Here is a 26,649-nt window from a genome sequence, read left to right on the forward strand (position 1 = left end):
CCTGTCGCGAAGCGATGGGGAGGTGGCAGCCCGCAGGGCTGACGGAGGGGCTTTTGCGCCAACGTCGTAGCCCCTCCACCACGCCCTTCTGGCGCGGTCCCCCTCCCCATGGCCTGCGGCCACAGGGAGGATTCGGGGGTCGCACTCCCTTACCCCCACCGTCGGCCCCCTCAGATATCGCTGTCCTACATGTCCCCGCCGTGCCAGCATCCTGCCCTGCTCTTTGACATCGTCGGCATCCGCAAAGCGCTCTTAAAGCGACAAAGGAGACAGTTTCGGCGCGCCTATGCGTATATTTTGTCGCTTTAAGCCCTCCATCGCGCGCCGCACTTGCCAAGCACGCGTCGCCCCGCCATCGCTCACGCCCATGCTCGCGCGCATCTTCCCCGACCGTTTCGTTCCCCTGCTGCTCGGAACGATCCTGCTCGCGAGCCTGTTGCCGGTACGCGGCGCCGCGGTTCCGGTCGCCGAGGCGATTTCGACCGCGGCGATCGTCCTGCTCTTTTTCCTGAACGGCGTGCGGCTGCCCCGCGACGAGGTGTTGCACGGGATCCGCAACTGGACGCTGCAGGGCGCGGCGTTCCTCTTTTGCTTCGGCGCGATGGCATTGCTCGGCTTGGCCGCACAGGCCACGCTTACACCTTGGCTCCCCGCGACGCTCGCACTCGGTTTCCTTTTCCTCGGCATCCTGCCCTCGACCGTCCAGTCGGCGACCGCCGCAAGTTCGATGGCGGGCGGCAATGTCGCCGCGAGCGTCGTCGCCGCGGCGCTGCTCAATCTGAGCGGCGTCGTCCTGTCGCCGATGCTCTTCGCGCTGCTCGCGGGCGGCGCGGGCGAGATTCACGGCGCGGCGGTACTGCGCATCGTGTCGATCCTGCTCGTCCCCTTTGCCGTCGGGCAGCTCGTCCAGCGCTGGCTGCGCCCATGGGTGCTCGCGCATCGCGGTCTTGCGACTTTCATGGACCGCACCGCGATCGCGATCGCCGTCTATGTCGCCTTTTCGGCCGCGGTCGTGGCGGGCATCTGGACCCTGCTCGACGGGCGCGAGATCGCCATCGTCCTCGCCGTCACCGCGCTGATGCTCGCATTGTCCTTCGGCGGCGCCTGGGCGCTGGGCGCACTGCTCCGCCTCGCGCGGCCCGACCGCATCACCCTGCTCTTTTCGGGCGCGCAGAAAAGCATTGCGGTGGGCGCGCCGCTCGCCGCGACACTGTTTCCGCCGGCGATTGCCGGCATGGTGCTCGTTCCGATCCTCGTCTATCATATGGCGCAACTGATCCTCTCCGCGTGGATCGCACCGGCGCTGAAAGCGGACGAGGGTGTAGTGCTTGAATAACACAGGTGCGCGTGCCATATAGGCCGTGGCAAGGGGCTGGAAGGAAGACGAATGAGCGAGCAGACCGCGACAGCAACCGCAACCGACGAGCTGAAGCTGACCCCGCCCGAACCCGTCCCGGCGGTTTCCGCCGAAAAGGCGGCGGGCCTCGTGCCGCTGTCGACCGAACAGAAATCGAAACTCGCCGAGCGCGTCGACGGCTTCATCGACGATCTGGTTGCGCAGGACGTCAATTCGCCCGCCTTCGGGCAGAAGGTCGACCAGATCACCAATATGGGCCGCAAGGAAATGCTGGAGGCGGCGAGCCATTCGAACCGCTTTCTCGACCGCCCGATCCGCGCGATGGACCGCGACACCGACATCGGCCAGAACCTGATCGAACTTCGCACCACCGTCGAACGGCTCGACCCGTCGGCGAACGGCAAGCTGCTCACCAAGCGCGGGTTTCTCGACAAGATTTTCGGCGGCAAGATCAACAATTATTTCGCGCAGTATCGCAGCGCGCAGACGCATATCGGCGGCATCCTGACCGCGCTCGCCAACGGCAAGGACGAGCTGCTCATGGACAATGCGGCGATCGACGTCGAGCGCCGCAAGATGTGGGAATCGATGGGCAAGCTCGAGCAGATGGTCCACATCGCCCAGACACTCGACGAAAAACTCGAAGCCAAGGCGAACGAGCTCGACGGCATCGATCCCGCGAAGGCCAAGGTGCTGCGCGAGAATGCGCTTTTCTATGCGCGCCAGCGCACGCAGGATCTGCTCACGCAAATGGCGGTGACGGTGCAGGGCTATCTCGCGCTCGACCTGGTAAAGAAGAACAACGTCGAACTGGTGAAGGGCGTCGATCGCGCCAGCACCACGACCGTCGGCGCGCTGAAAACCGCGATCACCGTCGCGCAGGCGATGACCAACCAGAAGCTGGTGCTCGAACAGATCACCGCGCTCAACACCACCACCGCCAACATCATCGACGGCACGTCGAAGATGCTGAAGGACAATACCGCGCGCATCCACGAACAGGCGGCGTCGAGCACGATCCCGATGGAGACGCTCCAGCGCGCGTTCCAGAATATCTACGACACGATGGACGCGATCGACACCTTCAAGCTGAAGGCGCTCGACAGCATGAAGACCACGGTCAACACGCTGGAGGGCGAGGTCGCGAAGTCGAAGGGCTATATCGCGCGCGCCGAGGGCGCATCCCAGGCGCAGGCGAGCGTCGGCGGCGCCGACAGCCCGCTCGCCTCGCTCGAAGGCTAAGGCACGCGATGAGCATGAGCGAAGTCGACAAGATTCGCCTCTCGGCCGAATCGGCGATCGAACGCTCGCGCGACCGGCGGCGGCCGATCGGCACCAAGAGCGTCGCGCTGCGCCGCCAGCATCTCTACAAGAAGCTCGGCCGGATGCTGATCGCGGGCGGCGTGCTGCTGCTCGGCGCCGCCGTGTTCGGCGCGCTGATCCAGCCGCTCGGCTTCACCGGCCTGCTCGCGCTATTCGTGCTGCTCATCGGCGTCGCCGTGCTCTTCGGCAAATGGCCGCCCTTCCCCGAGCCGCGCCAGGCCGACCTGCCGAAAACCGAACTCAAGCAACTCGCCGGGCGAACCGAAATCTGGCTGGAGGCACAGCGCCCCGCGCTCCCCGCCCCCGCGCGCCAGCTGGTCGACGGCATCGGCGTCCAGCTCGACCTGCTCGCGCCGCAGCTCCAGACGCTCGACGCATCGAGCCCCGCGGCGGCGAACATTCGTAAGCTCGTCGGCGAAGACCTGCCCGAACTCGTTGCGGGTTATCAGCGCATCCCCGCGGGCCTCCGCAAGGAAGTCCACGCCGGGCGCACCCCCGATGAAACGCTCGTCGGCGGCCTGAAAATGCTCGAAAGCGAGATCGGCAATGCCGCACGCAACCTCGCCGCAGGCGAACTCGACAAGCTCGCAACGCGCGAACGCTATCTCCAGCTTAAATATCAGGGCATCGACGATGAACAGGCGCCGGGCGGTCAGGCCTGACGCCGGGTGCGATCTGATACCGTAGATCAGAATGGCTAATGCCAATAACCGCCTCACACCGATGTTAGAGACGGTGAAGGGGATGCGAGAAATCCTATTCTCTCAGACGCGGCACATCGATCTTTGCCTACAGCTTCTCGCAAAACAGCGCGACGGTGAAATTGCCTTAGCGCAGGGCGATCCGGAAGTTCTGCGAACCATCCTAACGATGATCCACATGGTAGGAATATCCGGCCATTCGATACTAAAGCTCACCGACGAAGTAGCTCTTAGCGCGCGAGACGCCTTCCCAATAGCGAGAAGTATTATCGAAGGGTCAATCAACGTTTGCTTCATAATGGCAGGCGGACACGAGATTGCAGCACGGGCTGTCCGGCACGCAGAAGTGAAAGCCTACCGAGATTTGCAGCGCGATTGGGAAGTAGGAGCGACTAGGATAACTCTCGGTTATTCTGGACAGCTTCTGCCGGAAGAGGTTGCACGCCTCAATTCCATGCTAGCCGAGTTCACGACGAAAAATGGTCGCGAGAAGGATTGGACGGATAAAACTCTTAAGCAGCGACTTGATGTTATCGCCGAAACTTTCTCCGGCTCTGCGATGGTCTCGCTCAACGTCGCGGCATTCAATATCTATCGCCATGCCTCCGAGATCGTTCACGGAACTTATTTTAGCGCAGCATATTTCTGGGGACTGACACTTCCCGGACGCGGTGTGCCCAGGACGTCAGATGAGTTTCGGCTTACGATCCTGGATCATCAGTTCAGCATACTTGTGTCTGCCATCTTCGCCTACGCCGGGCTTGTCGAGTGCTTTGCGAAATATACCGGGCAGTCTGAATTGCATGAACTGGCGAGTAAGGCCCTCGACCGCCTACACGAACTGCCCGCTATCGCTGAAACGCTGGCGGAACCCATGGAAGGAAGCCCAACTCCCTAACTGGTGCGTTCGCTACCTAATACCGATAAGCTGGATGCCCCGCGAGGATTCGAACCTCGATAGACGGAATCAGAATCCGTAGTCTTACCATTAGACGACGGGGCAAAGAGGGGCGCGCAATATGATCCGGCGGGCGCGCTGTCAAGGCCGCCGCGTCCATGTGCAACAGTCTGCTTGCCCTGCCGCATTTCGCCGCTAGCATCGCCCGCATAACAAAGGGGCCGCGTCCCGGCGCAGGCACCCGCATAGGAGTGGGCTGATGCGTCATGTCGCGATCGTCGGGTCGGGTCCGGCGGGCTATTATACCGCCGAAACATTGCAGAAGGCGGACGATGTGGCGATCGACGTCATTGATCGCCTGCCCGTTCCCTATGGCCTGATCCGCACTGGCGTCGCGCCCGATCATCAGTCAATCAAGGCGGTGTCGCGCCGTTATGAGGGCGTCGCGCTGACCGACAATGTCCGTTTCGTCGGCCATGTCGCGGTCGGCAGCGACGTCAGCATCGACGAGCTGGTCGCGCTATACGACGCGGTCATCCTGGCGACCGGCGCGCCGAACGACCGGCCGCTCGACATTCCCGGCGCCGACCGCCCCGGCGTGATCGGCAGCGCGGCCTTCGTCGGCTGGTACAACGGCCACCCTGATTTCGCGCATCTCGATCCGCCGCTCGACGCCCCCGGCGTCGCGGTGATCGGCAACGGCAATGTCGCGCTCGACGTCGCACGCATCCTGGCCAAGACCCGCCAAGAGTTTGCGGGCAGCGACATCGTCGCCCATGCGCGCGACGCGCTCGCGGCCAGCGCGGTGCGGCATATCCACATTCTCGGCCGCCGCGGCCCGCACCAGATTGCGATGACGCCCAAGGAGCTGGGCGAGCTTGGCCATCTCGAACGCGCGAGCCCGCGCGTCGACCCCGCCGATCTTCCGGACGAGGGCGAGGACGCGCTGCTTGAACCCGGGATGCGCAAGTCGGTGACGCACCTGCGCAGCTTTGCCGCCAATCCGGTCGCCAAGCCGGTGACGATCGATTTCGATTTCTTCGCGATGCCCGTCGCGATCGAGGGCGCGCAGGAAAATGGCGGCCGCGTCCAGCGCGTGATTGTCGAACGAACGAGGCTCGACGCCGATCTGCGCAGCCATGGCACGGGCGAAACCTATGCCGTCGACGCGGGACTGGTGATCAGTTGCATCGGCTATCAGACGCCGCCGATCCCCGGGGTGCCCTATGAACATGGCCGCGGCCGCTTTGCGAATGACGAGGGGCGGATATTGCCCGGCCTCTATTGCGTCGGCTGGGCGCGGCGCGGACCGTCGGGGACGATCGGCACCAACAAGCCCGACGGCGCGCGTATCGGCGAAATGGTGCTGGACGACATCGGCCGCGGCGCAGCCAAGGCGGGACGGCCGGGGCTCGACGCGCTGCTCGCCAGCCGCGGCATCCATCCCGTCACCTTCCGCGACTGGCGCCGGATCGAGGCCGCGGAGGTCGCCGCCGCGCTCGACGGCAACCCGCGCGAGAAATTCACGAGCGTCGAGGCGATGCTGCAAGCCATCGGGCGGTGAGAGAGCGGGTCCGCACGGCGCTGCGCTGGCTCCTCGCGCTCGCCTATGGCTATGCAGGCTGGCGGCATCTGGCGACTCCCGCCCCCTTCGTCGCGATCACGCCGCCGTGGGTGCCGCAGCCCGAACTGGTCGTCGCCGCAACGGGGATCGCCGAAATCGCGGGCGCGATCGGGCTGATGATTCCCGCCACCCGCAAGGCGGCGGGCTGGGGCCTTGCACTCTATGCGCTCTGCGTCTGGCCCGCCAACGTGCATCATGCGCTCGCCAATGTCGCGATCGGTGGCGAAACGCTCGGCTGGTGGTATCACGGCCCGCGGCTCGCCGCGCAGCCACTCATTATCTGGTGGGCGCTATGGGCGAGCGGCGCGGTGGAGTGGCCGTTCGGGAAGAAACCCAATCTCTGATTCGTCATTGCGAGCGGAGCGAAGCAATCCAGAGCGGGTTTACGCTACTCTGGATTGCCGCGTCGCCTCCGGCTCCTCGCAATGACACGCTTTTTTATTTGGCGACCGGCGTCTCGACCGGCGGCTGCCCCTTCTGGCTCGCCGCATAGGCCTCGACCGCCTTCAGCACGCGCAGCATGTTGCCGCTCGCGATCTTTTGCAGCTCGGCCTGCGAATAGCCGCGCCGCGCCAGCTCGACGAACAGCGCCGGATAACCCGCGACATCCTCCATGCCCACAGGCGCCGAATCCATTCCGTCATAATCGCCGCCCAGCCCGATATGATCGACGCCGATCGTGCGTTTCAGATGATCGATATGGTCGGCGACCTTGGCGATCTGCGTCTTGGGCGCCACGTTCGCGCTATCCCACGCCTTGAGCGCCGCCGCCGCGGCGGCCGGATCGCCGGGATACATGGCATTCAGCCGCGCCCCTTCGGCGGTGCGGCGGAGGCCGTGCGCCCGGACATCGGCATCGAGGAAGCCGGGCAGGAACACGACCATGACGATCCCACCGTTCGCCTTGACCGCGGGCAGGACACTGTCGGGCACGTTGCGCGGATGATCGTTCACCGCGCGAACGCCCGAATGGCTGAACATCACCGGCGCCTTCGACGCCGCGAGCGCATCCTGCATCGTCGCCTCGCTTACGTGGCTCAGGTCGACGATCATGCCGATGCGGTTCATCTCCTGCACCACCTGGCGCCCGAAATCGGTGAGGCCGTCGTGCTGCGGCGCGTCGGTCGCGCTGTCGGCCCACGGCACATTCTTGCCGTGGGTCAGCGTCATGTACCGCACACCCATGCCGTACATTTCGCGCAGCACCGCCAGGCTCGACCCGATCGACTGACCGCCCTCGATCCCCAGCATCCCGGCGACCTTGCCCGCCTTCATCGCTTTTTCAAGCTGAGCCGAATTGTCGGCAAGCATCAGCTCGGCCGGGTAACGCGCGACCAGCCGCTTCATCACGTCGATCTGTTCGATCGTCTGCTGCACCGCCTGCGGCTCGTTGCTGTTCGACGGGACATAGACCGACCAGAATTGCGCGCCGACATGCCCGCGGCGCAGCCGGGTAAGATCGGTGTGCATCGCGATACGGTCCTCGGTCGCTGTATCGGTCGTATCGACGAAATCGAACCCGTTGATGACATTGTCGACGCGCGCACGCAGCGCCCAGGGCACGTCATTATGCCCGTCGAACACCGGCGCCTTCTTGAGCGCGGCCTCGGCGACCGCCTCGGGCGAGGTCTGGGCGACGGCGGGAGTGGAAACAAGGGCGAGAGCGGCTAGGCCGGCGAGCAGGGAGGCTGTGTTCATGGCGCGCGACCCTAACCGCTTGTTTGCGCGACGCAAGCCCTGCTCGCTTCGGACACCACACTTGACGTTTACGTCACCCCCGCGCAGCATCCGTCGCATGACAGCGTTCGACGACTGGCGCGCCCGCTCGCCCTATTATGATGAAACGCACGAGGCACTGGCCGCGAGCGTCCGCCGTTTCGTCGAGCGCGAGGTGGCACCGCATATCGACCGCTGGGAAGCCAAGGGCGAACTGCCACGCGAGCTGCACAAAAAGGCCGCCGAGGCGGGCATCCTCGGCCTTCGCCACCCCGAAGAATATGGCGGGCATTCGGACGGCTTCGACATTTTTCACGGCCTTGTCGTCACCGAAGAGCTTGCCGCGGTCGGCGCGGGCGGGCTGGGCGCATCGCTGATGACGCACGGCATCGGTCTGCCGCCGATCCTTGCGCTCGGCTCCGACGCGATGAAGCAGCGCGTCGCCCCGCCGGTGCTCGCGGGCGAGAAAATCATCGCGCTCGGCATCACCGAAGCGAGCGGCGGCAGCGACGTCGCCAACCTCAGGACGACCGCGGTCAGGGATGGCGATGACTATATCGTCAATGGCGGCAAGATGTTCATCACCAGCGGGATGCGCGCCGACTGGCTGACGTGCGCGGTGCGCACCGGCGGGCCGGGCGCGGGCGGCATCTCGCTGCTGCTGATCGACATGGACTCGCCCGGCGTCGAACGGACAAGGCTCGACAAGATGGGCTGGCGGTGCAGCGACACCGCCGCGATCCACTTCAGCGACGTTCATGTTCCTGCCGCGAACCTGATCGGGCCAGAGAACGGCGGCTTCATCGGCATCATGCGCAATTTCAACAGCGAACGGCTCGGCATGGCCATGGGCTGCTGCGCCTATGCCCGCGTCGCGATGGCCGAAGCGGCCGAGTGGGCGCAGAACCGCGAAACGTTCGGGCGTCCGCTCGTCGGTCACCAGTCGATCCGCATCAAGCTCGCCGATATGGAACGCCAGATCGAAGCGACGCAGGCGTGGGTCGACCTCTGCGCCTGGCAGGTGAAGGAGGCTAAGGACCGCCCCGCCGACTTCGCGATGCTGAAAGTGCAGGCAACGCGGATGCTGGAGGCAGTCGCGCGTGAGGCGGCGCAGATACTCGGCGGCGCATCCTATATCACCGGCAGCAAGGTCGAACGCATCTACCGCGAGGTCCGCGTCAATGCCATTGGGGGAGGCAGCGAGGAAATCATGCTCGACCTCGCGGGACGGCAGTTATTCGGGAAGAAAGATTAGCCACATGGACGTACAAATCATAGAGCTTGCGCGCTCCTATCTCGCCAAATCGCCGAACAGTCGAGCCGCCAAAGCCATTCGATTGATGCTTGAAAGAGGATCAGCCACTACGCATGACCTGAACCTGTTAGGATACAATCACCCGCCGCGTGCTATTGGTGACGTCAAGGATCTCGGGTTCCCGGTGATTAAGGAAATGGTGCGCGGGCCGGACGGCAGAAGGATGGCTTCATATCGCTTCGGTTCGGCCGAGGATATTCGTCAAGGACAGATTGGCCGCACGAACTTTTCAAAATCATTCAAAACGCGACTGATTGCGAAATATGGTTCTCGCGACGAAATCACCATGGCCGAACATCCGGCTAGAGCATTGCAAATTGATCATCGGATTCCTTACCGTGTCGGTGGAGACGCTAGTTTGAGCGTCGATGATGTCGATTCTTACATGCTTCTCGATGCAAAATCTCAACGCGCAAAATCATGGTCTTGCGAACAATGCCCGAATTTCCTGGAAACCAAGAGCCCAGATATTTGCCGCCGTTGTTTTTGGGCCTATCCGACCGACTACGACCATATCGCCATGCGAGACGAACGGCGGGTGGATATCATCTGGCACGGTGATGAAGTTGCCGAATATGATCTTCTAGCCGAACAATCCGTACGTGAGGGCCTACCGATCGAGCAACTGCTGAAACGCTTAGGCCGCAATGAGGTCACGCGCCGAAGCGGGCGCTGAGAAGCTTTCGGCACCCATCCCGATGCCGTGGGACAGATAGAGGCTTTCGAAAGTTTCCGCACGTTTTCCGTTCAATGTTGCTTGCGAAGAGCGACCGGCGTGCAGGAGCAAGCGAGTTAGCCTCAAATCCTCGGGCAACGGCGGACCGTAGGTTCGCTCCCCGCTTTGCCCATCATAGGATAGTCCGAACCGAAGGTTTCTCGAACGAAATTCCCTTAGACCGGCTATCAAACGCTCTTGCGACATCCATTCTGCGTAGCGTTTATCACGCCCCTGGGACGTTCCAAGATAGGGTGGATCCATATAAACATAATCCGCAGGAGCAGCGTCTGCAGTTGTTAACAACCAATCGCCTTCTCGAACCTCAGTTCGGTCACGCAACAGAAAAGATGCACCGTGCAATTCGCGGCGCATTTTGTCAGGTTTCATGCCCATACGCCGCTTATCGACAGATTGCGTGAAAGATCCTCGACGATTAAATCGTATGGCATTTTTTACACACCTACATGTCAGATACAGCAAGTCAACTGGATCATTGTACTGATTAAAACGATCTCGTATTCTGTTAAAATAATCTAGCTCTTGATCAAGCTGCCCCCGCCATATCTTCTCATATTGATCGGCGACAGTGTCGGGATCGGAAATAATCTGTCGCCACAAGCTTGCCATCGGAACCAAAGAGTCGGCGATAACGAATTTCTTCGGTTGACGCACTCGCGCGGCCCACAAAGACATCGCCGCCGAACCCGCGAACGGTTCAAACCAGACATCAATATCGTGGGGAACATAGTTGCCGATTGTCGGAGCGAGACCCCTTTTGCTGCCTTGATATGGTATGGGATGAGGAACCCGAGCAATTGTCATCATGAGACCATAGCAGGAACGTAAAAACCCGCAACATTCTGGAGGAAACTCCAACCAATTCGGAGCAAGTGGTCTCGACACCTGCCGCCTGCTTGCCGGACGGAGCTTTGTCTGCTTTGCTGATCGGAATCTTCATATCGCGAGTATAATCATGAATACCTCCACCTCCTTCCCCGCCGAGGCCGAAAGCCTCCTCGACGATCTCGTCGATCTCCGCCGCGCGATTCATCGCGAGCCCGAATTGGGACTTCACAACCCGAAGACGCTCGCGAAGATCAAGGAGGCGCTCGCCGGCCTGCCGCTCGAATTTCGCGAGGGGCCATCGACGACCGGGCTGGTCGCGATTCTGCGCGGTCCCGCCAACGGGCGCACCGTGCTGCTGCGCGGCGATATGGATGCGCTGCCGCTGGTCGAGGATACCGGGCTCGACTTCACCTCCGAAACCACCGGCGCGATGCACGCCTGCGGACATGACACGCATGTCGCGATGCTCGTCGGCGCGGCGAAGCTGCTGTGCGCCGCGCGGGACCGCCTGCCCGGCACCGTGATGTTCATGTTCCAGCCCGGCGAAGAAGGCCATCATGGCGCGCGCTTCATGCTTGACGACGGGATCATCGATCCGCTGCCCGACGCCGCCTTTGCGCTCCATATCATGCCCAACGCGCCGCACGGCATTTTTGCCGGGCGCGCGGGGCCGCTGCTCGCTTCGTCCGACGTCCTGTCGATCACCGTCAAAGGCGCGGGCGGCCATGCCTCGATGCCGCATGATGCGGTCGACCCCATCCCCGTCGCCTGCGCGATCGTCACCGCGATCCAGACGATGGTAACGCGCCGCATTTCGGTGTTCGACCCCGCGGTAGTCACGATTGCGAAGATCGCCGCGGGCACGACGAACAATATCATCCCCGAGACCGCCGAAATGCTCGGCACGATCCGCACCCTGTCGCCCGAACGCCGCGCAATGGTTGCGCGCGAGCTGAAACGCCTCGCCCCCGCGATCGCCGAAGCGCACGGCTGCACCGCCGAGGTGCATATCGAGGAGGGCTTCCCCGTCACCATCTGCGACAGCCGCGCCGCCGCCTTTGGCCAGCGCGTCGTCGAGGATGTGTTTGGCGAAGAAGCCTGGCTGACGATGGACAATCCGGTGATGGGCGCCGAGGATTTCTCCTACGTCCTCGAAAAAGTCCCCGGCGCGATGTTCTGGCTCGGCGCGAGCGAACAAGGCAGCGACTGGCGCCAATGCTGCGGGCTGCACTCGAACCGCATGGTCCTCGACGAAAAGGTCATGGCGCGCGGCGCGGCGCTGCACGCGGCGCTCGCCGAGCGATTTTTGAACGAGGGGTTCGGCACATGATCAACATCATCGGCGCGATCGTCTCGGGTCTCATCATCGGCGCTCTCGCGCGCTTCTTCTATCCCGGCGCGGTGCAGATGGGCTGGATCGCGACGATCCTGCTCGGCATCGGCGGCTCGCTCCTCGCCGGCCTCGCAACATCGCGCGGCCGCGGCGACTTCAGCCGCGCGGGCTGCCTCGCCTCGGTGATCGGCGCGATCGTGCTGATTTTTATCGGGCGCCTGCTCGGCGTCGGCGGTTAGGGGACCAGCACCGTATCGACCGCCTCCGGCAGCATATCCGGATAATCGAGCGTATAATGCAGCCCGCGGCTTTCCTTGCGGTGGAGCGCGCTCTTCACGATCAGGTCGGCGCATTGCAGCAGGTTCCTGAGCTCGATGAGGTCGGTCGTGACGCGGAAGTGGCCGTAATAATCCTCGACCTCGCCGGTCATCATCTGGATACGGTGCTGCGCGCGCTCGAGGCGCTTGGTGGTGCGTACGATGCCGACATAATTCCACATGAAGCGGCGGATTTCGGTCCAGTTCTGTTTGATGACCACCTCCTCGTCGGAGTCCGTGACGCGGCTTTCGTCCCAGGCGCGGATCGCGGGCGGCGGTTCAAGCTGGTCCCAGCGCGCGATAATGTCCTTCGCTGCTGCCTCGCCGAACACGAAACATTCGAGCAGGCTGTTCGACGCGAGGCGATTGGCGCCGTGCAGTCCGCTTTCGGTACATTCCCCCGCCGCGTACAGCCCCGGCAGGTCGGTACGCCCGGCCAGGTCGATCAGCACCCCGCCGCAGGTATAATGCTGCGCCGGCACCACCGGGATCGGCTGCTTCGTCATGTCGATGCCGAGGCCGAGCAGCTTGTCATAGATGTTCGGGAAATGCCCCGCGACGAAATCGGGGTCCTGATGGCTGATGTCGAGGTGGACATAGTCGAGCCCGTAGCGCTTGATCTGGTCGTCGTTGGCGCGCGCCACCACGTCGCGCGGCGCGAGTTCGGCGCGCGGGTCGTAATCGGGCATATAACGATGCCCGGTTTCGGGATGCTTCAATATCCCCCCCTCGCCGCGCACCGCCTCGGTAATCAGGAAATTCTTGACCTCGAGATTGAACAGGCAGGTCGGGTGGAACTGCATCATTTCCATGTTGCTGACGCGGCATCCCGCGCGCCACGCCATCGCGATGCCGTCGCCGGTCGCGCCGCGCGGCGCGGTCGAGAATTGATAGACGCGCCCCGCGCCGCCGCTCGCGAGAATCGTCGCGCGGCCGACATGCGCGCGGACCTCGCCGCTCGCCTCGTCGAGCGCATAGACGCCCCACACGCGGCCCGACCCCGAATAGCGTTCCTCGTGTCGGCCGGTGATCAGGTCGATGCACGCCTGCCCGGGCAGCAACGTGATGTTCGGATGCGCCTCCGCGGTCTTCAATAGCGCCGCCTGCACCGCCCAGCCGGTTGCGTCGTCGACATGGACGATGCGGCGGTGCGAATGCCCGCCCTCGCGCGTCAGATGGAGCGCTTCGGCATCTTTGTTGAACGGAACGCCCATTTCGACGAGCCGTTCGATCGAGGCGGGCGCATTTTCGACCACAAACTCGACCGTCTCGCGCCGGTTGAGACCTGCACCCGCGACCATCGTGTCCTCGATATGATTTTCGAACGTGTCGCCCGCGTCGAGCACCGCGGCGATCCCGCCCTGCGCCCACGCCGTCGATCCGCCCGTCAGTTCGCCCTTTGCGAGCACGAGCACGCGGCAATGCCCGGCGAGCGCGATCGCCGCGGTCAGACCCGCGGCGCCCGAGCCGATGACGATGACGTCGTGGGGGGTGGACGTCGTGTCGGTCATGCCTCTCCCCTCCCGCAGGCGGGAGGGGCTGGGGGTGGGCCTGAATTCAGCGCCGCCACTATCGTCATCAACACACCTTCCAGATCGGACATCACATCGGCGTTGGAAAAACGTAGCGTCCAATAGCCTTGGGCGCGCAGATAGCCATCCCTTCGGCGGTCTTCCTCTTGCTGGGCGTCGTGTGAAATGCCGTCGAGTTCAATGACAAGTTTCGCCTCGCGGCACAAAAAGTCAGCCACGTAAGGACCGATTGGCATCTGGCGACTGAATTTCCAGCCTTCGAGCTGACGCTTTGAGATGGCGCGCCACAGCGTTCGCTCGGGCGGCGTGGCCTCGCGGCGAAGTCGCTGGGCATTGAGCGTCTCGCGTGGGCGGAACTTGCGGACAGGCCCACCCCCGACCCCTCCCGCTTGCGGGAGGGGAGAAGAAGCGTCGGCGTTTTCTTCACCCATTCGCCGCGCGCGTCAGGTTGAGGAACACATCCTCCAGATCAGCCTCGCGCGTCGAAACGTCAACGATGCCATGCCCCATTGCGTTCACCGCGGCGAGCACCTCGCCCGCATTGGTGCGATCCTTGTTGTAATGAATCGCGAGCCCCCGTTCGCCCTCGCGCTCGACCTTGTCGAAGGCGGGGTGCGCGGGCAGCGTGGAAAGATCGGCGTCTAGCGTCACGACGACGATCTTCTCGCGCGCCATGTCAACCAGTTCGCGCGTCGGCTTGTTCGCGATCAGCCGGCCGTGGTTGATGATCGCAATCCGGTCGCACAGCTCCTCGGCTTCTTCCAGATAATGCGTCGTCAGCACCACGGTTACGCCGCGGTCGTTCAGCGACTGCACATAGTCCCAAAGCTGCTGGCGCAGTTCGATGTCGACCCCCGCGGTGGGTTCGTCGAGGACGATGATCGGCGGCGAATGCACCATCGCCTTCGCCACGAGCAGGCGCCTTTTCATGCCGCCCGACAAGGTGCGGGCATAGGCGTCGCGCTTGTCCGAGAGGTGCACCGCGGCAAGCAGCTCGTCCGAAATGCGCTTCGCCTTGGGCACGCCATAGAGCCCCGCCTGATTCTCCAGCGTCTCGAACGGGGTGAAAAAGGGATCGAAAACGATTTCCTGCGGCACGATGCCGATCGAATATTTGGCGTTCCGGGGATCGGCGTCGATATCGAAGCCCCAGATACTCGCATGACCGCTCGTCTTGTTGACGAGGCCTGCCAGAATGTTGATCAGCGTCGACTTGCCCGCACCATTGGGGCCGAGCAGCCCGAAAATCTCGCCCCGCGGCACGTCGAAACTGACATTGTCGAGCGCCTGCTTGCCGCCGGCATAGAGTTTGGAGACGGCGTCGATGCGGATCGCGGCTTCGGTCATGGCCGCTTCCATAGCCGCGTGTTATCCCATGCGAAAGCCGCGATTTCTGGAGGAGCATTGCATGAGCGCCAAATTGGAAACTCGCCGGCTGGTCAATATCGATCCGGCGCGGTCGCGACCCGGCGCCCCATGCACGCAGCCGATTGCCGAGCCTTCGCACGCTTGCTATGGGCGCGGCCGATGACCCAGCCCGCACCCGCCCCCGAAACCATCCGCACGCCCAAGACGCGTATCGCCTGCGACGGCACCGGCGACGGACTCGCCGATGCGGCGCTCGGCCATCCGCGCGTCTGGCTCGAAATCGATCCCGACGCCGGCTTTGTCGACTGCGGCTATTGCGACCGCCGCTTCATCCTGATCGGCGGGGTTGCCGATAAGGCATAGCCCGAACGAACAGCCTTTGCACCCATGGCGCCGCGCCCCTATATCGGCGCAATGACCAGTCCTACCGACCCCCGCCGCTTCCTCTATCGCGCCGACGCGCTCGACCCCGATCTGGCGCAAAAGCTTGCGCGCGAGGCCTTGGCCAAGGCCGACGATGGCGAGCTTTACCTGCAATATCGCGCGACCGAGAGCTTCGGGTTCGACGACGGACGCCTCAAGACCGCCGATTATTCGACTGACGCGGGTTTCGGCCTGCGCGCCGTGTCGGGCGAGATGACGGGCTTCGCGCACGCCAGTGACATCAGCGCGGGGGCGATCCGCCGCGCCGCCGAGACGCTCGCTTTGCTCGATCCCGCGAGCCAGACCCCCGCGGGCCCGCCGCCGCGCACCAACCGCCATCTTTACGATGAGGCGAACCCGCTCGACCTGATCCCCTTCGCGAAGAAGGTCGATTTGTGCCAGAAGGTCGACGCTGCCGCGCGCGCGCGCGATCCGCGCGTCGTGCAGGTGTCAGTCGCGCTCGCGGGCAGCTGGTCGGTGGTAGAGATCGTCCGCGCCGACGGCTTCCTTGCAACCGATATCCGCCCGCTCGTCCGCCTCAACGTCTCGATCGTGGTCGAGGAGAATGGCCGGCGCGAAAGCGGTTATTTCGGCCTCGGCGGCCGGTACATGTACGATCATCTGTTCGAGGAGGCGCAGTGGAACCGCGCGATCGACGAGGCGCTGAGCCAAGCGCTCGTCAATTTGCGCGCGGTGGACGCGCCCGCTGGCGAGTTCACGGTGCTGCTCGGCCCCGGCTGGCCCGGCGTGCTGCTCCACGAAGCCGTCGGCCACGGCCTCGAAGGCGATTTCAACCGCAAGGGTACCAGCGCCTTTTCGGGCCGTATCGGCGAGCGTGTGGCGGCCCCCGGCGTCACCGTCGTCGATGACGGCGCGATGGAAAGCCCCGTCGGCGGCGGCCGCCGCGGTTCGCTGAGCATCGACGACGAAGGCACCCCGACCGGCGAGACCGTGCTGATCGAGGACGGCATTCTGAAAGGCTATATGCAGGACCGCCTCAACGCGCGGCTGATGGGGGTCGAACCCACCGGCAACGGGCGCCGCGAAAGCTTTGCGCACGCGCCGATGCCGCGAATGACCAACACCTTCATGCGCGGCGGCAATGACGATCCGGCCGAGCTGCTGTCGCGGGTCAAGAACGGCATTTTTGCCAAGAGCTTCGGCGGCGGACAGGTCGACATCGTGTCGGGCAAGTTCGTTTTCAGCTGTACCGAAGCCTACAAGATCGAGAACGGCAGGCTGGGCGACTCGATCAAGGGTGCGACGCTGATCGGCGACGGGCCGAGCGTGCTCACCAAGGTCACCGGCATCGGCAACGACATGGCGATCGACGAGGGCATCGGCGTCTGCGGCAAGGCGGGGCAAAGCGTCCCCGCGGGCGTCGGCCAGCCGACCTTGCTGGTGAGCGGGCTGACCGTGGGCGGGACGGCCTGACAACCGCGTCATTGCGAGGAGCGCAGCGACGAAGCAATCTCCAGCTACCGGACTTGCGGACGGCGATGGCTGGAGATTGCTTCGCTTCGCTCGCAATGACGAGTGTGTGACCGCCCTCACTTGGCGTTCGCCCAATCCGCGCATATAGCAGAGTCAAACAAGAACAGCTTTCGGTCGCATCATCCGCGGGAGCATCCCCGCAACAGGGAGGTCTGCATGCGTTCGAGTTTGCGTTTCGTTTCCGTCGTCACCATCGCCGCGATGCTCGCCGCCGTTCCAGGGTCGGCGCAAAGGACCAGCGGCCCCAAGGAACGCTATGAAATGGACGTCGCGACGATGTCCGGCTTTGCCGCGATGAGCAGCGGCAGGGGCGGCCTGGGCGGCGCGATGAGCATGGCTTTCGGGGGTGACCCCAGCAGCCGCGTTGCGCACCAGCTACTCCTCCGCCTCGGCTCGAACCAGTCGCCGGCCGCGCCGCCGCCCAAGGGCGATCATTTCTTCCTGCCGCAGGCGAAGATGGGCAAATCGGTCCCGCTGACCTTTGAACAGGGCAAGGAAGAGCCCGGCACCACACCGTTCGAACGCCCCAAGGGCCGCCTGCTCCTTTATTGGGGATGCGGCGCCAAGGCCGGACCCGGTCAGCCGGTGGTCATCGATTTCGCCAAGGTCGCCGCCGGGCAGATCCCGCCAAATTTGTTTTCGAGCGCGGTGCCGGTGATCCGCGAAGTCAGCAAAGCGAACAGCAAATCCTATATCGACTGGCCCAATAGCAAGGGCGGCAAGCAGCCGGGGTCGGGCTCGTCCTTGCTCGGCGCGCACCGGGTCGCCAGCAATATCGGACCCGACATCAATTTCACGCTTGCGCAGGATTATATGCAGGGCCTCTCGGCGTCGACCGCGATCCAAGGCGATCAGTCGGTGATGGTCCGCTGGAATTCGGTGCCCGGCGCAACAGGGTATGTCGCCTGGACGATCGGCGGGATGGGCAATGGCAGCGGCAAGAATGATCTTGGCGACATCGTCTGGTGGACGAGCAGCGCGTCGAAGGAGTTCGGCGGCGGCCTGTGGGACTGGCTTCCTCCGTCGGTCGTGGCAAATCTGATCGCCAAGAAGATCGTCATGCCGCCCGCGCAGACAAGCTGCCAGATTCCCGCCGAGGTCAAAAAGGCGTCGGGCGAAACGATGATTGGCAATCTCAACGCTTTCGGTCCCGAGGCAAACTTCTCCTATCCGCCCAAGCCCGCGGGCAATGCGGTGTGGAACATCGACTGGACGGCGAAGGTCCGCTTCCGCTCACACACCATGCTGATGATCGGCGCCGATTTCGGCGGCATGGGCGGGATGAGCGGCGGCGGCGACGCACCTGCCGAAAAGCCGAAGAAAAAGAAGTGCAAGGGGCCGCTCGGCATCCCGCTGCCCGACGGGGCGTGCTGACCGCGCGGTCAGCGCCCGTTCACACCAATTGGGGTAGGCGGGTCGGCGGTAGGGCCATGACTGAAGACAGGAGTCGAACCATGCGTCATCTGTTCCCGGCGCTGATCGCCGCCGCCGCATTCGCGGCAACCCCCGCCGCTGCCGCCGAAAAGCGCGACCCCGAAGCCAAGCTCGCCAAGCTGCTTGAAGGCCGCGTTGCAGGCGAGCCGCAAAATTGCATCATGCTGTCGAGCGTCACCAGCTCGCAAATCGTCGACAAAACCGCGATCGTCTATCGCATCGGCAGCACACTCTGGGTCAACCGCCCCAAAAATGGCGCCGAATCGCTCGACGACGACGATATTCTCGTCACCAAGACGACGGGCAATCAATTGTGCAGTATCGATACGGTCGAACTGCGCGACAGCAGCAGCCGGACATATGCGGGTTTTGTCTCGCTCGGCGATTTCGTTCCCTATAAGCTGGTCAAGGCAGAATAAGCTCAGGCGCGGGTTGCGCCCAAAGCCACCTCAACTAAGCTCGTCATCCCGGCGCAGGCCGGGATCTCGCCGTTGCGGTTTGACGTAATGGTAAGATTCCGGCCTGCGCCGGGATGACGCAAGCAGGAAGCCGCGATCTTGGCCGAAAACATGATTCCCCCTCCCCCCGCCGACTGGGCCCGGCAACTGCTCGCCTTCTGGTTCGACGACCATGGCATGGACGATTGGTACGGCGGCGACCCCGATTTCGACGCCGAAGTGCGTGCGCTGGCGGAAGACTGGCACCGCGCGCTCCGCTCCCAGCCTGCTGAAGCCTTCCTGACCGATCCCAACACCGCGCTCGCCGCGGCGATCCTGTTCGACCAGGTGCCGCGCAACATCTATCGCGGCCATGCCGACGCGTTCGCGACCGATTCGCAGGCGCGTGAGATTGCGCGAGGGATCGTCGCAAGGGGCTGGGACCAGGATTGGCCCGACGCCCGGCGTCAATTCGCCTATCTGCCCTTCGAACATAGCGAGGATATTGCCGACCAGCGCGAATCGCTGCGGCTGATGAGCCAGCTCGCGGATCCGATCTTTCGCGATTACGCCCAAAAGCATTTCGACATCATAGACCGCTTCGGCCGATTCCCGCATCGCAACGACGCGCTCGGCCGCAAGACCCGGCCCGACGAGGAAGCAGCAATAGAAGAGGGCAAGAATTGGTGATAGGGCGGGCGCTCTGACGGAGACGCGCCATGGCCGAATTCACCGATACGCTGACCGACAAGCATATCGCCTTTATCGAAAAGCAACCGATCTTCTTCACCGCGACCGCCGCCGAGGGCGCGCGCATCAACCTGTCGCCCAAGGGTTACGCCGACAGCTTCCGCGTGCTTTCGCAGAGCCAGGTCGCCTATCTCGACCTCGGCGGATCGGGTAACGAAACCCACGCGCATCTTGCCGCCGACGGCCGCATCACGATCATGTTCTGCGCCTTCGACCGCACCGCGCTGATCCTGCGCATCTATGGTCGCGGCCGCCCGGTGCTGCCGCAGGACGCCGAGTGGGACGCGCTCGCTGCACATTTCACATTGCTCGCCGGCACGCGGCAGATTTTCGTGATCGACGTCGAAAGCGTACAGACGAGCTGCGGCTGGGGCGTGCCGATGATGGAGTTGCAGACAGAGCGCGAAACGCTGCAAAAATATCACCGTCAGGCCGACCCCGTGCTGTGGGTCGAAAAATTCAAGAAACGCGACGGCAGCATCGACGGCCTGCCGACGCGCCCGACCGACCGATTCATCTCCGGCGAACCCGCCTGATGCCGCTGGTCGAGCTGGTGCGCCTGCCCAATGGCGCCGAGGCGGAACTGCTGCGCGGCCGCCTCGAAAGCGCCGGCGTCCACGCCGTCTGCTTCGATGCGGGCATGAACATCGCCGAAAGCGTCGGGCTGATGATCCCGGTGCGCATCATGGTGCTCGACGAGGATCTGGACGAAGCGCAGGCGCTGATGGCGGAGTTTGGCGCCAATTAGCAACCCAACCCTATCTCCGTTCGTCCTGAGCTTGTCGAAGGACCGTTTTTCCTTGAAGAAAAGAAGGACAGTGGTTCGACAATCTCAGCACGAACAGAAGATAGGTCAGTTCAAACCTCTCCCATGATCAAGGTCGCGAGTTACAATATGCGCAAGGGCATCGGGCTCGACCGTCGCCGCGATCCCGGCCGCGTGCTTGCAGTGCTGCGCGAACTCGACGCCGACATCGTCGCGCTGCAGGAGGCCGACCGTCGCTTCGGCACGCGCGCGAGCGCGATCCCGCCGCACATGTTCGAGGAGCATAGCGATTATGTGCCCGTCGACCTCTTAAGCGGCCGCCCCTATGCGATCGGCTGGCATGGCAATGCGCTGCTCGTGCGCAGGGGCGCCGAGGTTGAGGAAAGCCACGCGCTCCACCTGCCGACGCTCGAACCCCGCGGCGCAGTCGCCGCAACGGTCCGGATCGGCGAGACGCGGCTTCGCGTCGTCGGCATGCACCTCGACATTTCGGGACTGCGCCGCCGCCAGCAGGCGCGCGCCATCCTGCACCATATAGCCGAAGGCGAGAGATTGCCGACAATCCTGATGGGCGACTGCAACGAATGGCGCCCCACGGGCGGCTGCCTCGCCGACTTCGGCGCCGATCACCGGCTGGTCGATACCGGACACAGCTTTCACAGCCGCCGCCCGGTCGCCAAGCTCGATCGCATCTTCGCGTCGCCCGACCTCGATCCGGTCGATGCCGGAGTCCACCGCAGCGCGCTTGCGGCACGCGCGTCGGATCACCTGCCGATCTGGGCGCGGTTCCGGGCGGCGGGGTAGCAACAAGCGCACCGGACCGCGGCCTTAGGGTGGGGTGCGGACATAACCCACTCTCGTCATTCCCGCGAAAGCGGGAACCCAGTGTGGGGTCAGCCTACGCACGCTGTGGGTCCCCGCTTTCGCGGGGATGACGAAGCGGGGTGCGGGGCGACGACGTGTTTCGGCCGAAACACGTCATTGCTGCGATCGCCGGTGGTCGTCGTGCGCGGCAAGCAGAATGCGCCTAAATTTTAGGCAATGCCCTGCCTCCTCTGCCCATGAAACGCACGATCCAGCGCGCCAGAGCCACAAGATCCGTCACAAAATGTTAACTTTTGCTCACCCGGCGCAATTTGGCACGGCTGTTGCACCGCAACATCGTGCCATTAGCAAAAGGGGGCATCATGAAGCTGATCCTGGCAATCATCAAACCGTTCAAGCTAGACGAGGTGCGCGAAGCCCTCACCGGGCTGGGCATCGCCGGCATGACCGTGACCGAGGTCAAGGGGTTCGGGCGGCAAAAGGGGCAGACCGAAATCTATCGCGGCGCCGAATATGCAACCAACATGGTGCCCAAGGTGAAGATCGAGCTCGTCTGCGACGACGGCCTCGCACCGCGGGTGGTCGAAACGCTGCAGCAAAGCGCCGGCACCGGCTCGATCGGCGATGGCAAGATTTTCGTGCTCGACGTGGGTCAGGCGGTGCGCATTCGCACCGGCGAGACCGGCGAGGCGGCTCTCTAAATGACGAAGGGGGAAACTATGACGTTCGCAAACAAGATTGCGGCGGGCGCCGGGGCCGTGGGCCTTTCGCTGTTCGCGGCTTTGCCAGCCTGGGCGCAGGAGGCGGCCGCCGAGGCAGCGCCCGCCGTCGCCGAAGCCGTACCGACGCCCGATAAGGGCGACACCGCCTGGATGATGACTGCGACCGTGCTTGTCATGGCGATGATCGTGCCGGGCCTCGCGCTCTTTTACGGCGGCCTCGTCCGCGCCAAGAATATGGCGTCGGTGCTGACGCAGATCATCGCCGTCGCCGCGCTCGCGATGATCATGTGGGTGATGTTCGGTTACAGCCTCGCCTTTGGCGGCGACGCCAACCAGTTCATCTCCGCGGGCAAGACCTTCCTCGCCGGCGTGACCGCCGATTCGACCGTCGCGACCTTCACCGACGGCGTCGTGATCCCCGAATTCGTGTTCATCGCCTTCCAGATGACCTTTTCGGCCATCACCGTCGCGCTCGTGCTCGGCGGCTTGGTAGAGCGCATGAAATTTTCGGCGATCATGGTGTTCGCGATCATCTGGCTGACCATCGTCTATTACCCGATCGCGCACATGGTCTGGTATCTGGGCGGCACCGATGAGGCGACCGGGCTGATCTTCGGCTGGGGCGCGCTCGACTTTGCGGGCGGGACCGTTGTCCACATCAACGCGGGTATCGCGGCGCTCGTCGGCTGCCTGATCATCGGCAAGCGTTCGGGGTATCAGAAGGACATCATGGCGCCGCACTCGCTGACCATGACGTTGATCGGCACCGGCCTGCTGTGGGTGGGCTGGTTCGGCTTCAACGCCGGTTCGGCGCTCGAAGCCAATGGTTCGGCGGGCCTTGCCCTCATCAACACCTTCACCGCCACCGCCGCCGGCGTGCTTTTCTGGATGCTCACCGAACGTGCGCTCGGCCACAAGGGGTCGCTGCTCGGCGCCTGTTCGGGTGCGATCGCCGGCCTCGTCGCCGTGACCCCGGCCGCGGGCAATTCGGGTCCGTTCGGCGCGATCCTGCTCGGCGCGGTCGCGGGGATCGTCTGCTGCTGGTTCGTGATGAAGATGAAACCGAAGCTCGGTTTCGACGACTCGCTCGACGTCTTCGGCATCCACGGCCTCGGCGGCATCATCGGCTCGGTCGGCACCGCGGTGACGATGCTCGCCGCGCTCGGCGGCCCGGCGGGCGACGACTATGTTCTTGGCAGCCAGCTCTGGATCCAGGTCAAGTCGGTCCTCGTCGCGATCCTCTGGTCCGGCATCGGCTCGGCGATCGCCTTCTATGTCGCGAAGCTGGTCACCGGCGGGCGCGTTACCGAAGAGGTGGAGCGCGAAGGCCTCGACCTCGGCGAACATGGGGAGCGCGCCTACAATATGTAACGAGACAGGATACCCGTCGCCGCACGTCTCTCTCCTTTCAATCGACGGCGGCGGGATCCTCACCAGGTTCCTCCTGCGAACCACTGGCCGGGGTTTCACCCCGGCCATTTTTTTGAACCTGTGGCCGGAACGGCCATGGGCCGAGGTTTCACCCCGGCCATTTTTTTTGAAATTTGGTCGGAATGGCCATTTTTTCCACCGTGGCGCGGATGCAACAGGCTGCGCGCAATCGGCTGCGAAAGATTCGTGCGCCATTGCGCAATTGTAACAAGAGGCGCACCTTCGCCGCCGGACCGACGTCAGATCGGCCACCAGGAGGAGGATTATCATGAATGCACGGGCATATTTGCTCGCGGGCCTGTCGTCGCTCGCTCTCGTTACCACCCCGGCCATTGCGCAGGACGCGGCCGCCGAGGACGACGGCAACATCATCATCGTCACCGCGACGAAGCGCGACGCCAATCTTCAGGACATTCCCTTTTCGATCAACGCGCAGACCGCAGAGGATATTCAAAAATCGGGTGCGGTGACGCTCGAGGATCTGTCGCGTAATGTCGCTGGCCTGTCGGTGCAGAATCTCGGCCCCGGCCAGAGCCAGGTGTCGGTGCGCGGCGTTTCCGCGGGGCAGGTCGTGCGCGACCAGCCGGGCGTCAAGGAACAGGTCGGGGTCTATCTCGACGAAAGCGTGATCTCGCTCTCGCTCTTTACCCCCGACATCGATCTTTACGATTTGAACCGCGTCGAAACGCTCCGCGGGCCTCAGGGCACACTCTTCGGTTCGGGCTCGGTCGGCGGCACGATCCGCTACATCACCAACCAGCCCAAGATCGGCGTGATGGAGGGCAGCGTCGAGGCGAACCTGAACCTCGTCGACGGCGACGACATCGGCGGCCATCTGAAGGGCGCGGTCAATGTGCCGATGGGCGACAATGCCGCGCTGCGCGCCGTCGGCTATTACACACGCTACGGCGGCTTCATCAATGCGATCGGGCCGGCGGGCAAGGAAGATGTCAACAGCGGCGAACGCTATGGCGGGCGCCTCGCGCTGACCTTCGAACCCAGCGACAATCTGTCGATCACCCCGCGCGTTGTCTATCAAAAGGTCAAGGCCGACGGGTTCAACCGGCAGGACATCTATAACCTCTACGCCAATGAATTCACGACGACGCGGCCCGCGGTGACGTTCGACGAGCGCGAGCAATATCTGCTGCTGCGCGAAGCGTTCGAGGATGAAACGCTGATCGCCGACCTCAAGATCGATGTCGGCTTGGGCGGCGCGACGCTCACCTCGGTGACAAGCTATATCAACCGCGACATCCTCGTCAGCCGCGACGCGAGCGCGCTCACCGGATCTGTTTCGGTCGACCTCGGCTTCCCCGATGCGGGCGTGCTGCTGCCCTCGAACCTGCTCGACACCACCGACCTTGAAACCTGGACGCAGGAAGTCCGCGTGGCGTCGGACAATGACGGGCCGTTCCAGTGGCTCGTCGGCGGCTTCTATTCAAAGATCGACCGCGTCTACACGCAGACGCTGCCGACGCCGGGCTATGATGCGGTCACCGACGCAACTCTGGGCGCGGGCACGTCCGACGCGGTGCGCAACGGCTTCGGTCCCGATTCGCCGTACAACGCCTTCCTGCCCTATGACATCAAGCAGTTCGCGATCTTCGGCGAGGTCAGCTACGACATCTCCGACGCCTTCACCGCGACCGCGGGCGGGCGTTATTATGACTTCAAGGAAACGCGCAGCTTCGTGTCGGGCGGGCTTTTCGCCAACGGCGACAACCGCACCGACAGCACCAAATCGAGCGGCTTCACTCCGCGCTTCCTGCTCTCCTATGATGTTAGCGACAATGTCACAGTCAACGCGCAGGCATCGAAGGGATTCCGCCTCGGCGGGGTCAACGATCCCCTGAACCTGCCACTTTGCTCCCCCGAAGACGAGGCGCTGTTCGGCGCCTTTCAGGATTATGACGACGAAACGCTGTGGAATTACGAACTCGGCGTGAAGACGCAGGGGCGCGGTTTCACCTTCAACGCCGCGGGCTTCTATAACGACATCAAGAATCTTCAGGTCACGCTCGACGCCGGCACCTGTTCGTCGCGTATCGTCTTCAACGTGCCCAAGGCGCATTCGATGGGCGTCGAGTTCGAGCTGGGCCTATCGCCCGCCGACGGGCTCGACCTCAACCTGTCGGGCAGCATTATCGAGGCCGAGTTCGACTCGACGCTGCCGGGCGCACTGACGGCCGCGACGGGCATCCGCGACGGCAACCGTCTGCCCTCGGTGCCCAAGTTCCAGCTGACGGCATCGGGCAGCTATGAATGGCCGATCGGCGACAGCGCGAACATGTACGTCGCGGCGTCGGTCCAGCATGTGGGCACGCGCTATACGCAGCCGGCGGATCAGGAAAATAATCCGCGCACCTTCGTCCACGGCCTTCCGTTCGGCGGCGCGCCGGCGGGGGCATCGACGACGGTCGACCTGCAACTGCCCGACTATCAACTCGTCAACTTGAGCGCCGGGGTCGACTTCGACAACGGCCTGTCGCTGATCGCCTATGTCAACAATGTCTTCGACGAAAATGCCCTGCTGTCGTTCGACCGCGAACGAGGCGGGCGCGCACGCCTCGGCTACACCGTCGGCCAACCGCGCACCTTTGGCATCACCGCGCGCAAGACGTTCTGATTGGGCGCGAAAGGGTCGGAACGGCGCGTCGGTCCGGCCCTTTCGCAGTCACGCTGCACTGCACAACATTTAGGCAGCGCTGCCGCTAATTTAGGCCTTCCCAACATGACATTAATATGGCATTCATTGCGTCAACAGTTTCAGGAGGGGAGAGCCTGAAAGGCTGGGCCGGAACGAAAGTTCCGGCCCTCTTTTTTTGTGCGCAGCAAAGATGCCGCCCGAAACTGACAGTTTTCAGGGCTTGTTGCGGCGATAGTGCAGCATGGCGGAAACGCGCCAGCGAAGGCCTGCCAGCGCCGAATCACTCACCATTCTCCCGACATCATCGCGCCATTTCCGACTGCGAAAACATGAAGCTGTTGCCGTCGGGATCGTAGAAGGTCAGCAGTTTCACCATCCCCGGTGTATGCGGAATCTCGCCGTCCTGCCGCACGCCCTGGGCATCGAGATGCGCTTTCGCCTCCGCAATGTCGGCGACCTCAAACACATTGGTCGCGCCGCCGCCCTGCACGACGTTTTCGACTTGGCTGAGGCCGATATTCACCCCCGCCATCGGCGTCTTGAGTTCGCACCAGCCGATGTCGTCGGCGCGGTAGAGCAGCTCGCAGTGCATCACCCGTTCGTATCAGGCGATCGATGCGGTCATGTCCCTGACCCCCATCGAGCAGGTGAGTTCGGACCCGATCTTCA

The 26,649-nt window shown here is 63.7% G+C and carries 27 protein-coding genes and 1 tRNA gene; 21 read left to right on the forward strand and 7 right to left on the reverse strand.

Annotated features, from left to right (window positions below; genetic code table 11):
- The first annotated feature begins 367 nt into the window (after positions 1-367).
- The 4 genes from VSX77_RS06145 to VSX77_RS06160 are packed head-to-tail and all read left to right on the forward strand — an operon-like array spanning position 368 to position 4,279.
- Positions 368-1,336, forward strand: coding sequence for a bile acid:sodium symporter family protein (locus VSX77_RS06145; RefSeq protein WP_338426769.1), 969 nt, complete (start codon positions 368-370; stop codon positions 1,334-1,336).
- Between the two features lie 51 nt (positions 1,337-1,387).
- Complete coding sequence (locus VSX77_RS06150) at positions 1,388-2,599, forward strand: toxic anion resistance protein (protein ID WP_338426770.1); 1,212 nt, start codon at positions 1,388-1,390, stop codon at positions 2,597-2,599.
- 14 nt (positions 2,600-2,613) lie between these two features.
- Positions 2,614-3,342 (forward strand): hypothetical protein, encoded by a 729-nt coding sequence (locus VSX77_RS06155; protein ID WP_338426771.1) that lies wholly within the window; start codon positions 2,614-2,616, stop codon positions 3,340-3,342.
- 31 nt (positions 3,343-3,373) lie between these two features.
- A complete protein-coding gene (locus tag VSX77_RS06160; protein WP_338426772.1) occupies positions 3,374-4,279 on the forward strand; it encodes a DUF5677 domain-containing protein in 906 nt (301 codons plus the stop codon).
- A 31-nt stretch (positions 4,280-4,310) separates the two neighbouring features.
- On the opposite strand, the gene VSX77_RS06165 is transcribed toward VSX77_RS06160, so the two are convergent.
- Positions 4,311-4,384, reverse strand: a tRNA-Gln gene (locus VSX77_RS06165).
- A gap of 154 nt (positions 4,385-4,538) precedes the next feature.
- Between VSX77_RS06165 and VSX77_RS06170 the strand changes: the two genes are divergently transcribed.
- Both VSX77_RS06170 and VSX77_RS06175 read left to right on the forward strand, forming a co-directional pair.
- A complete protein-coding gene (locus VSX77_RS06170; protein ID WP_338426773.1) occupies positions 4,539-5,843 on the forward strand; it encodes an FAD-dependent oxidoreductase in 1,305 nt (434 codons plus the stop codon).
- Positions 5,840-6,247, forward strand: a complete 408-nt coding sequence (locus tag VSX77_RS06175; RefSeq protein ID WP_338426774.1) for a DoxX family protein — start codon at positions 5,840-5,842, stop codon at positions 6,245-6,247. Before VSX77_RS06170 ends, VSX77_RS06175 begins: the two co-directional genes overlap by 4 nt.
- 94 nt (positions 6,248-6,341) lie before the next feature.
- On the opposite strand, the gene VSX77_RS06180 is transcribed toward VSX77_RS06175, so the two are convergent.
- Positions 6,342-7,601: a dipeptidase gene (locus VSX77_RS06180; protein WP_338426775.1), complete on the reverse strand. Its 1,260-nt coding sequence runs from the start codon at positions 7,599-7,601 to the stop codon at positions 6,342-6,344.
- A 97-nt stretch (positions 7,602-7,698) separates the two neighbouring features.
- On the opposite strand from VSX77_RS06180, the gene VSX77_RS06185 reads away from it, so the two are divergent.
- Positions 7,699-8,874 carry an acyl-CoA dehydrogenase family protein gene (locus VSX77_RS06185; protein WP_338426776.1) on the forward strand — a complete coding sequence of 392 codons (1,176 nt, stop codon included), beginning with the start codon at positions 7,699-7,701 and terminating at the stop codon, positions 8,872-8,874.
- Between the two features lie 4 nt (positions 8,875-8,878).
- Positions 8,879-9,610, forward strand: a complete 732-nt coding sequence (locus VSX77_RS06190) for a hypothetical protein (RefSeq protein WP_338426777.1) — start codon at positions 8,879-8,881, stop codon at positions 9,608-9,610.
- On the opposite strand, the gene VSX77_RS06195 is transcribed toward VSX77_RS06190, so the two are convergent.
- Positions 9,572-10,474: a DNA adenine methylase gene (locus tag VSX77_RS06195; protein ID WP_338426778.1), complete on the reverse strand. Its 903-nt coding sequence runs from the start codon at positions 10,472-10,474 to the stop codon at positions 9,572-9,574. The two genes, VSX77_RS06190 and VSX77_RS06195, sit on opposite strands and share 39 nt — an antisense overlap.
- A 151-nt stretch (positions 10,475-10,625) precedes the next feature.
- Between VSX77_RS06195 and VSX77_RS06200 the strand changes: the two genes are divergently transcribed.
- Positions 10,626-11,828 carry a M20 metallopeptidase family protein gene (locus VSX77_RS06200; RefSeq protein ID WP_338426779.1) on the forward strand — a complete coding sequence of 401 codons (1,203 nt, stop codon included), beginning with the start codon at positions 10,626-10,628 and terminating at the stop codon, positions 11,826-11,828.
- Entirely contained in the window at positions 11,825-12,070 is a 246-nt protein-coding gene (locus VSX77_RS06205) for a GlsB/YeaQ/YmgE family stress response membrane protein (RefSeq protein WP_338426780.1), read from the forward strand. The genes VSX77_RS06200 and VSX77_RS06205 overlap by 4 nt, the downstream gene beginning before the upstream one ends.
- On the opposite strand, the gene nadB is transcribed toward VSX77_RS06205, so the two are convergent.
- From nadB to VSX77_RS06220, 3 genes are read right to left on the reverse strand one after another with little or no spacing between them, the layout of a single operon-like run.
- Positions 12,067-13,659, reverse strand: coding sequence for an L-aspartate oxidase (gene nadB, locus VSX77_RS06210; RefSeq protein WP_338426781.1), 1,593 nt, complete (start codon positions 13,657-13,659; stop codon positions 12,067-12,069). The genes VSX77_RS06205 and nadB overlap by 4 nt on opposite strands.
- Positions 13,656-14,111, reverse strand: a complete 456-nt coding sequence (locus tag VSX77_RS06215; RefSeq protein ID WP_338426782.1) for an endonuclease domain-containing protein — start codon at positions 14,109-14,111, stop codon at positions 13,656-13,658. Before VSX77_RS06215 ends, nadB begins: the two co-directional genes overlap by 4 nt.
- Complete coding sequence (locus VSX77_RS06220; RefSeq protein ID WP_338426783.1) at positions 14,104-15,027, reverse strand: ABC transporter ATP-binding protein; 924 nt, start codon at positions 15,025-15,027, stop codon at positions 14,104-14,106. Before VSX77_RS06220 ends, VSX77_RS06215 begins: the two co-directional genes overlap by 8 nt.
- Before the next feature lie 180 nt (positions 15,028-15,207).
- On the opposite strand from VSX77_RS06220, the gene VSX77_RS06225 reads away from it, so the two are divergent.
- The 11 genes from VSX77_RS06225 to VSX77_RS06275 all read left to right on the forward strand — a co-directional run bounded on the left by VSX77_RS06225 (position 15,208) and on the right by VSX77_RS06275 (position 25,959).
- The gene (locus VSX77_RS06225) at positions 15,208-15,411 is read left to right on the forward strand and encodes a zinc-finger domain-containing protein (protein ID WP_338426784.1); all 204 of its coding nucleotides are present in this window, start codon (positions 15,208-15,210) and stop codon (positions 15,409-15,411) included.
- Positions 15,412-15,462: 51 nt separating this feature from the next.
- Positions 15,463-16,905 (forward strand): metalloprotease TldD, encoded by a 1,443-nt coding sequence (gene tldD, locus VSX77_RS06230; protein WP_338427228.1) that lies wholly within the window; start codon positions 15,463-15,465, stop codon positions 16,903-16,905.
- A 216-nt stretch (positions 16,906-17,121) separates the two neighbouring features.
- Positions 17,122-18,339 carry a hypothetical protein gene (locus VSX77_RS06235; protein WP_338426785.1) on the forward strand — a complete coding sequence of 406 codons (1,218 nt, stop codon included), beginning with the start codon at positions 17,122-17,124 and terminating at the stop codon, positions 18,337-18,339.
- A gap of 80 nt (positions 18,340-18,419) precedes the next feature.
- Positions 18,420-18,818, forward strand: coding sequence for a hypothetical protein (locus VSX77_RS06240; RefSeq protein WP_338426786.1), 399 nt, complete (start codon positions 18,420-18,422; stop codon positions 18,816-18,818).
- A 150-nt stretch (positions 18,819-18,968) separates the two neighbouring features.
- Positions 18,969-19,526, forward strand: a complete 558-nt coding sequence (locus VSX77_RS06245; protein WP_338426787.1) for a DUF924 family protein — start codon at positions 18,969-18,971, stop codon at positions 19,524-19,526.
- 29 nt (positions 19,527-19,555) lie between these two features.
- Positions 19,556-20,122 (forward strand): pyridoxamine 5'-phosphate oxidase family protein, encoded by a 567-nt coding sequence (locus VSX77_RS06250; protein WP_338426788.1) that lies wholly within the window; start codon positions 19,556-19,558, stop codon positions 20,120-20,122.
- Positions 20,122-20,334 carry a DUF2007 domain-containing protein gene (locus tag VSX77_RS06255; protein WP_338426789.1) on the forward strand — a complete coding sequence of 71 codons (213 nt, stop codon included), beginning with the start codon at positions 20,122-20,124 and terminating at the stop codon, positions 20,332-20,334. Before VSX77_RS06250 ends, VSX77_RS06255 begins: the two co-directional genes overlap by 1 nt.
- Before the next feature lie 123 nt (positions 20,335-20,457).
- Entirely contained in the window at positions 20,458-21,156 is a 699-nt protein-coding gene (locus tag VSX77_RS06260) for an endonuclease/exonuclease/phosphatase family protein (protein ID WP_338426790.1), read from the forward strand.
- Positions 21,157-21,539: 383 nt separating this feature from the next.
- A complete protein-coding gene (locus tag VSX77_RS06265) occupies positions 21,540-21,878 on the forward strand; it encodes a P-II family nitrogen regulator (protein WP_338426791.1) in 339 nt (112 codons plus the stop codon).
- 18 nt (positions 21,879-21,896) lie between these two features.
- Entirely contained in the window at positions 21,897-23,270 is a 1,374-nt protein-coding gene (locus VSX77_RS06270; protein ID WP_338426792.1) for an ammonium transporter, read from the forward strand.
- Between the two features lie 328 nt (positions 23,271-23,598).
- Positions 23,599-25,959: a TonB-dependent receptor gene (locus tag VSX77_RS06275; RefSeq protein ID WP_338426793.1), complete on the forward strand. Its 2,361-nt coding sequence runs from the start codon at positions 23,599-23,601 to the stop codon at positions 25,957-25,959.
- 322 nt (positions 25,960-26,281) lie between these two features.
- Here the strand turns inward: VSX77_RS06275 and VSX77_RS06280 are convergent, their stop codons facing one another.
- Positions 26,282-26,572, reverse strand: coding sequence for a VOC family protein (locus VSX77_RS06280; protein WP_338426794.1), 291 nt, complete (start codon positions 26,570-26,572; stop codon positions 26,282-26,284).
- Between the last annotated feature and the right edge of the window lie 77 nt (positions 26,573-26,649).

This window comes from Sphingopyxis sp. TUF1, from assembly GCF_036687315.1.
Taxonomy (GTDB): Bacteria; Pseudomonadota; Alphaproteobacteria; order Sphingomonadales; family Sphingomonadaceae; genus Sphingopyxis; species Sphingopyxis kveilinensis.